We start from the raw sequence: 8,793 nt of genomic DNA on the forward strand, positions 1-8,793 counted from the left end.
GATCAGGCGAGGCTTTAGGAGAAGCTGCAACTTCTCCAAAAAGCTTGAAAATCATTACAAAGCCTTTGATTTAGCGTTCTTTTATATCAATAATGGATTCGTTTAATGCCAGCATACTTTTTGAAACACCACCAAAATCTCATATACGAAATTCGGGTGTTAGAACCCATTCAAAGTGTACTCATCAGTACACTTTGAAATTTTGATATAAAAAATTTAACATAAAATCTCATATACGAAATTCGGGTGTTAGAACCCATTCAAAGTGTACTCATCAGTACACTTTGAAATTTTGATATAAAAAATTTAACATAAAATCTCTTATACGAAATTTGCATGTTAGAACCTATTCAAAGTCCGTATTTAATAGCTTCTCTTAGCGGATTTACTCATTTTCAAGCACTTGTAAGTAAAGCTCATCCGCTTTTTGAGCAATGGCTTTGCCATTCTCACGCATTTCTAATTCTTTAGCTACATAGGCTTGAATCGGTATGTTGTAATAGCCACCACCATAGTAGTCTTTAATGAGTTTCAAAGGCACTTCCACACCATATTCATCAAAAAGATTACGTCTGTAATTATATTCATGGATCGTATCCGCATAGGTCGGCAATCGGGGTAGATAGGTCAAGTGTGGTGTAGCAATTTCCATCTGCATCCATGTTTTCTGCTTCTTAGACCTGTACTTTAAAAAACGCTGTGCAAAATGGATAATCTGCCCTGCTTGGGAACGGCTTGCTTTGAAAACAGACCATGTTTCAACCATCAGGAATAGATTTTTAATGTCGGCTCGGTTCTTCTCTGCTAGAGAACTATTTTTTTGACTAGCCAATTTATTAATAGAATCAGTAAATTTAGTTTTAATTTTTTCAATACTTTGCTTTGTATATCGCCAAGTCCACGTATAAGCCCTTACTCTGTCTTTGTAGTCTTTTTCATCACCCAAGATGAGCTGTTTATAAGTCTTATGCGTATCTCTAAAAAGCTCCATAGTCACCAGGGCAGTAGGTTTGACAGCAATTGGATTTTTTAAGACAAATTGTTTTGGCTCATTATCTTTGAAGTAGTCTGCAATCAAGGTCTTTTCTGCTGAGATCGAATCAAGATCCCACTTAAAGCCTTTGTACTTCTCTTTAAGAGTCTGAATCTTCAAACGCTCCGACTCTTTGGCAAGTTTATTAATCTCAATACCGTTGAAAGTATTGAAATCTCTACTTGTAGGCGTAGTGAATAAGCAATACAGAAACCATTTATTTTCATTAAAGACATCTCTTTGCACGATCATCGTGCAAATAGGATGACCCTTTTCTAGGCGGTAAGAACGCTGTCTTGGTGAAATACCCAACTCATAACGCTCTGTCATCTTATCCAAAACGGATTCAATGGATTTCTTAGAACTGTCGTACTCAAAGCTGAAATAAAAATATGCGCCATTGGCAACATGGTCAGCGAGCCGTTGCATTGTAAATTTTGTGTGTGGACTAAAAATTATCATCCAAAATATTTCCAATCATTGTTATCAAGGGTTAATTCACAAAATACGCTGTTTTTTGATCAAAAACTAGCATTGTAATCGAGTAAAAGGATTTTTGGTTTTAAGCTGTTTTTTGCTTTTTCCATAGCGAAGCTATGGTGAACTTGCGAAGCAAGTTTTAAGGACTTCTAGACGGTGTTTGTAAGAGGGTAATAAGTAGTTCCATGCGAACGCACCTAGACAGCATATTTTTTGTGCATTATGATTTTCTCATCAGTTGTGAAGTGTGTCTGACCAACGCACCTAAAAGACCTAACCGTTTTTTAGTGTGCCGTTAGGCACACTAAAAATTTTGATTTTCAACAGCTCACAGTGGAAAGGTTGACAGCCTGAAAACTGCTTGACGAAGCGGACTGCTGCGGAAACGTAGCTCGGTACGCTTTGATGAGGGCTGATGAGGGGTGGCTTTTGCCTACCCTCAAATTCTACTCAATCCACTTCATTGTTGGTTCTTGAAGTTGGGCGACAAGGAAACGGAATCACCGAAAGGTGGCGAATGGGTTAAACCCCATTCTAGGCTGAAAGGGCTGAAATCCTGCTTTTGAAGAAATAGTGAGTGAAATCCATAGATGGAGAGTAGCGTTAATAACTACCGTTCTTCGCTGAATCTTTATGGTTTGGCGAGGTGCGTGGCACACACGATGGCTTCTGCGGTATTCGAGAGGGTACAGGCGATCAAGGTGAAAGCTGGCGAGAGTGGCACTTTTGGGTCAGGTGGTGAATTTGTCGTGATGACATTCCATTTTGGCTCGAAAGGTCGATGTATAGCTTAAACGTGTTAAAGGTGGGGAGAGATCCTCATCGACTGTGCTAAGTAAGTGTTCTACCCATGATGATATTTTTTAAGCTGCGGAATCGGTATTTTGGAACTGCGTACCGAAAAGCAAGGAAAAAGCTTAGAAACTTAGTGGATGAACGTACTGCTTGTTAAGACTTCAATTGATAACTTGGGACGCACTTTTATGTCATTAGGTTTTGTCACCTAAGTTTTTGAATAACTAAATTTTTAGTTATCGACATAGATGTGTTGGAGCGATCTTTAGTAGCGCATATAAGGCAGATTTTTGCCGAAGTTGTACTGTAATAATTCTGAATAAGTTGTTGTTTTTATTTGTAAAATAGATAGTAATCTATAATTACAGGTAAAATTGATAATCAATAAGAATTTTCTTTTGAGTTGTTTTATCAAAAGTTGGTTAAAAAACCATAGCTACCGTTGTCAGAAATGACTTGTTAAGGGAATCGTGGTTTTGCGAAAGAGTGATGTTGAGGCTATAGGGGACTGTAGTTGAGTGTGTTACTTCCTGCATGGTCATAGTGCTTGAAGGCTGTGGATTTAAAGCCACAGGAGAGTCAAAAAGGTTAAATGGGGATTGGTCTCCCCTGCTGTTCGAGTTGGTCGCTCGAACTAAACTAAACTTCTGAAGACATAGTTTTTCGAGGTTGTTATCCACCATAGGATAAATATTTTCTGATTTTATGAATAAAATTAGCGTTTTAAAGTTTGGTGTTGGTTGGTTGGCAATCGGCACTTCGACAAAATTTTACGGTGCATACGTTATAAGCATTTTTTAGACCCCCTCGGATATTCTTGCCAACAGAATATCGAAACGAGGTGGGTTGTCTAAATGCTCACCATTTGCGTTTTAAGGCACTTTAAACTAAAACCTATAGGTAGAATAGGAATGACCAATAAAACGCCAAATACAGCAAACCATGCGCTATAAATTCACATCTCTTGGTGTATCTTGCTCTCGATCTGTCATAAAATCTTCTAACCCTGTTGGGTCATCATGGTTTTTAAAGAACTCCTCCCAAGTTACTTCACAAAAGACACCATCTTCATTGGCTCTAAACCATCGTGGTTTGTTGAAGTTCTTCATCGAGAGAGAAACCAAATCTTCATCTTTTTTATCTTTGCTCATCTCAGATCCTCTTTAGCGAGTGTCTACGAGCGACACAACGAAAATTTGCGCCTAGACTCCCTGAAAAACTGCTTTTTAAAATATTTGCTTCAACAAATTGAAAGTAGATCACATGCTGATCTTTGCACCTAGACCGAGCGAAGCGAGCATAAAAAACTTATGAGCGAAGCGAATTCCGAGTTGCTTTTGCCTTTTCTTAAAGTAACAAGAATATTAACTAAAAATTGCCCCACGAATCGAGCGAAAGCGAGATTCAATAGAGTTTGAGCGTAGCGAAAACCAAGGGCAATTTTTCATTTATTTTTTCATTTACTAATTTTAAAAGCTTTATTAAAAGCTTTTAATAGCTTTTAAAAAGCTTTTAAAAAGCTTTACGGCCAGTCTCAATGTATTGCTATATCAGTGTTTCAGACACTAAAGTGGGGGCGAAATGTTAGGTTTTTGACTTTAAGTGGGGGCGAAATGTTAGGTTTTTGACTTTAAGTGGGGGCGAAATGTTAGGTTAGTGGGGGCGAAATGTTAGGTTAGTGGGGGCGAAATGTTAGGTTAGTGGGGGCGAAATGTTAGGTTAGTGGGGGCGAAATGTTAGGTGGTAATCAAGATATGCTTGACTTAATAAGTGGGGGTAAGTAGCATTGAAAATACCACCACATAATAGAAGAATAGTGATTTTAGATGGCTGTATCATTAAAGAAAATTAAAAATTTTGAGGAACATGACAAATCTCTTTTTCCTCTTTCAGCACCTGCCAAACGTTATCCAAAAGACTATGCTGTCTTTCAAAATATTTTCTGGCAATTGAAGCATGAGAAATCACCAAAAGACGATATTCTAAAATTGCTATTCTTTTTTAGCCCTAAAGTTCGGCTAGCATCAGATCCCAATGAAACAACAGAATTCACTGTAACAGCTAAAGAATATGCTGAATTGACGGGCTTAAAGCCAAGCAGTGCTTATGTAGCCTTAAACCGAGTAGTAGATGCTCTCTACGACCACAGTGTAGTTTTTTATCATCCTGGAAAAGATCGAGATATTCGAACAAGACTCATTAGTACATGCTCATACAAGGATGGATGTTTTTATATTTCTTTCACGCATTTTGCCCTATACATTATGTATGTTTTTAATAAACAAAATTCGTATACAAAATTTAAAGTTAAATCGGCTGTTGCCTTACATGGTCACGGTTTAAAACTTTACCCATTCTTGGTACAAAATGAATTTCGGTCTAATTTCGATGTATCCATCAAAGAATTAAAAAGTGCTTTAGGTCTGGCAGAAAATTCATACCCAGAATATAGAGATTTCAAAAGTACTATTCTTAAACCCCACATTGATGACATTAACTCTAAAACAGAACTTACTATTGAGTTTAAAGCAGTCAAGAAAGAAGGACGCAAAGCTAGTCATGTTAATTTTATAGTTAGAAAAAAGAAAACTATTGGAGCTAATCAACAAAGTGAAACTGGTAGTAACCAAGAGCAAAATAAAATAACTGCAAAAATGGTTTATTTAACGATAATTCAAAGTGAAGAATTGAGCTTGAGATTCAAAGAATCTGGTGAGACTACAGACGAATTAGTAGAAAGAATAAAAATTGATTTTAAAAATAACGAAGGTAATAGATGGATTGAAAAACTAGCAGAATTCAATATCGACTTTACTATTGAACAAAAAGTTTGAAAAATTGCTGCTATACCTAGAAAAGTACGATTTAATTCAAAATAAGATATATGTTCAGCTAAGATGTTCAGATGAACATGCTTAAACACGCGCTGAGGGATTACATTGAACAAAACAAAATTTAGCATAATGGACGCAAGTAAAGCTTTTAAAAAATCAAGAACAACAATCTATGAATCTATAAAAAGTGGTGAATTATCAAGAGATCATGATGGACTTATAGACTTATCGGAACTTATCAGAGTTTATGGCAATCCAGTCAGTGTTCAGTCCAGTACACGTACTGAACAAGTCCAGAAGGATGTACAGGTACACGTTCAGTCTGAAATTGAAAATGTATTAAAAGATCAAATTTCTTTACTCAAAAATCAGTTAGATTTAGCAAATCAAAGAGAAAAGTCTTTGATGCAACATATTGAAGATCTCACTCATAGAATTGAGTTTAAAGGCACGTTAGAACAGCCAAAACAAGAAAATACTAGTAAGCTAAATGAATCTACTAATCTAAATATAGCAACAGATCCTCGGCCAGAGATTGAGTCGAACTATGACGCATTGACTACTTTTGGGGAAGACAACAAGCGTATACCTATTCCTGAACACGTTGAACCGGAACCTAAAAAAAGGGGATTATTGGGCCGTTTAGCTCGGGCAGTTTTTACAGATGAGTAAGGTTTTATTGTTATTTTTAGCTAAACAAAAGTGTGGAACATTGCTTACTTATTAAGCGTGGAACGTGAAAAGTCATAAAAAAAGCCCAATCGGGTGTGATTGGGCTTTTCAATACGAAATAAACTATTGAATTAAAACAAATAATTTAGAGCATTTCGTATAAGGTGTATTATGTTAATTTTAGAAAATCTTAAGATAATTATTAATGAGTGGCTTAATGAATAAAGAAATTTCTGTATTACTGCATGACGTTCCTACTCATGCAGATTACGCATGTGATGCAACAGATTTAGATCCAGAAGATATTCCTGAAGATCGTATAGAACAAGTCATAAATTTATTAAATTCTTCTGATGAAAATATTGTATTTGAGGCAGCAAAACTTCTGACTAATTGGGGACAATCCTCTGGTTTTGATGCATTAGTAAATTTATTAAATGAAAATAAATTAGTTGGTTATATAGATCATCGTTTACATGGTTATGATGATACACTTCAGCATGTACTTAGAGCTTTTGTTCGTTATTGGGCATTCCAAGCTGATCTAGGATTTGGTGAACAGGCTAGAATAAAAATATTTCATCCTATACAAAAGATTATAGAAATATCTAATACAGAACCATTTGATATTAGTCGCTTATTTTGGTTAATTGATGATGAAAAATACGATGAATATATTCCTTTAATTAAAAACCATTTAATCCAAATAATAGATCATCCTGAATTACAATTTTGGAAAATCCATGATGCTATTGAACTGATGCTGAAATTAGAGCCTGAGTTTGTTCATAATTTATTAGAAGAAAAAGGCAAAACATTGGAAGACTTTAAAATTAACACTTTATAAAGTTATACATTTAACATAATGGTGGTTATACGAAGTACACTTGTATATTAATATAAATATCAGATACTTATTCAAACCATAAAAATCTAAAAACCATAAAAAAGCCGATTTTGAAACAAGTCGGCTTTTTTATGAGCAGTTTTGATACTTTCTGCCAATAAAATCGGTAAAAAAATTGACAATATAATTTATACAAATTATATTATTTATATAAATTTGATTATTTGGATAATTTAGCTATGAATGAACAACAAATATATGACCGCATCCGATTGGCTATGAATGAAGCACCTCGAAACAGGCAAACTGCTGAATTACATTTACAGATGATTAAATATGCAGATGAATTAAAAAGTATAACTTCTAAAGAGTTTTGTGAGGGAGTGGGTCTACCACTTAGTTACGGTACCGAATTTAGTAAAATGCGAAATATTACAGAGCGTTTAAAATTGGCTGGACTTAAGGTAAATATGATTTAAAAGTTAAAAAGGCTTAGTCATGACTAAGCCTTTTTAATTTCATATAACGCCCATTATGTTAAATGGGAAATAAACATAAGTGAGATACAGACATTTTTTCTTTATACTGAAGTAATTTTTTGATTCGAATAAGATTTCTATTATGACTGAGGGAAAGGCTTTACTGTTACAGGCAAAAGTTACTGATAAAGATTTAGATACTTTCGAGAACAAACTCTTAAATTTGTGCCAACAATATTTTTTAGATCCATTAAAGTCAGATCTTTTAATACCTAGCCGTTTAAAAGACATTATAAAAAAATATGAAGAAAAACAAAGCCTAAGTAAATTTGAAGAAGTATATATTCATGAGTATATGCTCAGATCTTTAAGCGGTTTCCTGCCAGACTTTCAGAAAAAAATTAGACATAAAGTTGAATTAGAAAGAGTAGCTGAGGAAAAAATTCGTCAGGAGAAGTTGAGACTGGAAGCTATTGAAAAACAAAAGTTGCTTGAGTCAGATCCTGTTTATATTGCAAAGCAAAAAGAAAAAGCATTACTAAAAAAATACGACATTAATGAATATCTATCAGGGGCATCACCTACAGAGCTTTCTGAAATTTTGAATAAGCTAGAAAATGAAACAAGACTTTCTCAAGATGAGGCTGTTTGGTTAAATACAATAGGTAAAAAATTCTTTACTGCCAAAGTTCGTCATAAATTTCATCGATTAGAAGCTAATTATTATTTGCAGGAATATGCAAAGAACACTAAGAACATTTGGAATGCTATTAATGCTAGCAGTCAATTAAGAAAGTGTAAGGAAAGTGTTGAAGCAGAAGAATTTTTAGAAAAAATTTCCACTAATGGTATCAAGGATAAAAAATTATTATCTGCCTATTTCACTACTCTTGGTGGAGTTAGACGTGATCTTCGCAAGGTTAACGTCGCCATTGATAATGCATCCAAAGCTCATAATTTAACTCCAGATAATTATCGTCCTTGTACTTTATTAGGCGCTATTTATATGGAAACGTATCAATATACACTTGGGCATGAGTGGTATGAAAAAGCTAGTGAACGAGGTGCAACAAATCAATCAATTAATGCTGATCTTAAAAGCATTATCTCTAAGATGGATAAAGCTAAACGTAATGAAATGATTGAACATTTATTGAAGTTAGATCCTCACGCATACTCATGGCTAAAGTCTCTAAAAACAGCCGTAATAAACAAGCCTACAAGTAAACAAAATAAAGTTGAGCAATCAGTAAAAGCTCAGAAAAAAGCATCGCCACCACAGCCAAAGAAGAATGCTCAAAATAAGCAGCCTAAAAATTCTGAAAAAAGTTTAAAGGCCCTTTTAGAACAGGGAGCTAAGGCACACAATTTAAACCAGCCAGTGAGCCTATCAAAACCCTCATGCATGAAGCCAAAGAAGAAATAATTTATTATTGAGTTTCGCTAAAATTAACATAATACACGTTATATGAAAGGCCCTATTCATGGGCCTTTTGATCATCTGATTAACATAAAATCTCGGTGGTGTTTCAAAAAGTATGCTGGCATTAAACGAATCCATTATTGATATAAAAGAACACTAAATCAAAGGCTTTGAAATGATTTTCAAGCTTTTTGGAGAAGTTGCAGCTTCTCCTAAAGCCTCGCCTGATT

7 protein-coding genes and 2 pseudogenes are annotated in these 8,793 nt (G+C 34.8%); 6 read left to right on the forward strand and 3 right to left on the reverse strand.

The annotated features are described in order from the left end of the window. Positions 1–106, forward strand: a pseudogene (locus tag FTU64_RS15935) (IS1 family transposase); the annotation flags it as partial. Between the two features lie 279 nt (positions 107–385). Here FTU64_RS15935 and FTU64_RS15940 read toward each other — a convergent pair. Next, positions 386–1,462, reverse strand: coding sequence for a hypothetical protein (locus FTU64_RS15940; RefSeq protein ID WP_225531288.1), 1,077 nt, complete (start codon positions 1,460–1,462; stop codon positions 386–388). Positions 1,463–3,255: 1,793 nt separating this feature from the next. Further along, positions 3,256–3,459 carry a hypothetical protein gene (locus FTU64_RS15945; protein ID WP_180060288.1) on the reverse strand — a complete coding sequence of 68 codons (204 nt, stop codon included), beginning with the start codon at positions 3,457–3,459 and terminating at the stop codon, positions 3,256–3,258. A 675-nt stretch (positions 3,460–4,134) separates the two neighbouring features. Here FTU64_RS15945 and FTU64_RS15950 point away from each other — a divergent pair. From FTU64_RS15950 to FTU64_RS15970, 5 genes are all read left to right on the forward strand, one after another. Further along, positions 4,135–5,142, forward strand: coding sequence for a replication initiation protein (locus FTU64_RS15950; RefSeq protein WP_004967300.1), 1,008 nt, complete (start codon positions 4,135–4,137; stop codon positions 5,140–5,142). A gap of 105 nt (positions 5,143–5,247) precedes the next feature. After that, positions 5,248–5,814 carry a plasmid replication DNA-binding protein gene (locus FTU64_RS15955; RefSeq protein WP_225531289.1) on the forward strand — a complete coding sequence of 189 codons (567 nt, stop codon included), beginning with the start codon at positions 5,248–5,250 and terminating at the stop codon, positions 5,812–5,814. Positions 5,815–6,031: 217 nt separating this feature from the next. Then, entirely contained in the window at positions 6,032–6,661 is a 630-nt protein-coding gene (locus tag FTU64_RS15960) for a hypothetical protein (protein WP_078194520.1), read from the forward strand. Between the two features lie 239 nt (positions 6,662–6,900). After that, complete coding sequence (locus FTU64_RS15965; RefSeq protein WP_126562269.1) at positions 6,901–7,140, forward strand: transcription factor; 240 nt, start codon at positions 6,901–6,903, stop codon at positions 7,138–7,140. Positions 7,141–7,282: 142 nt separating this feature from the next. Further along, positions 7,283–8,566: a hypothetical protein gene (locus tag FTU64_RS15970; RefSeq protein ID WP_180060290.1), complete on the forward strand. Its 1,284-nt coding sequence runs from the start codon at positions 7,283–7,285 to the stop codon at positions 8,564–8,566. 121 nt (positions 8,567–8,687) lie between these two features. Here FTU64_RS15970 and FTU64_RS15975 read toward each other — a convergent pair. Continuing rightward, a pseudogene (locus tag FTU64_RS15975) lies at positions 8,688–8,793 on the reverse strand (IS1 family transposase); the annotation flags it as partial.

Origin of the sequence: Acinetobacter sp. YH12128 (genome assembly GCF_013418655.1) — a bacterium.
Taxonomy (GTDB): Bacteria; Pseudomonadota; Gammaproteobacteria; order Pseudomonadales; family Moraxellaceae; genus Acinetobacter; species Acinetobacter amyesii.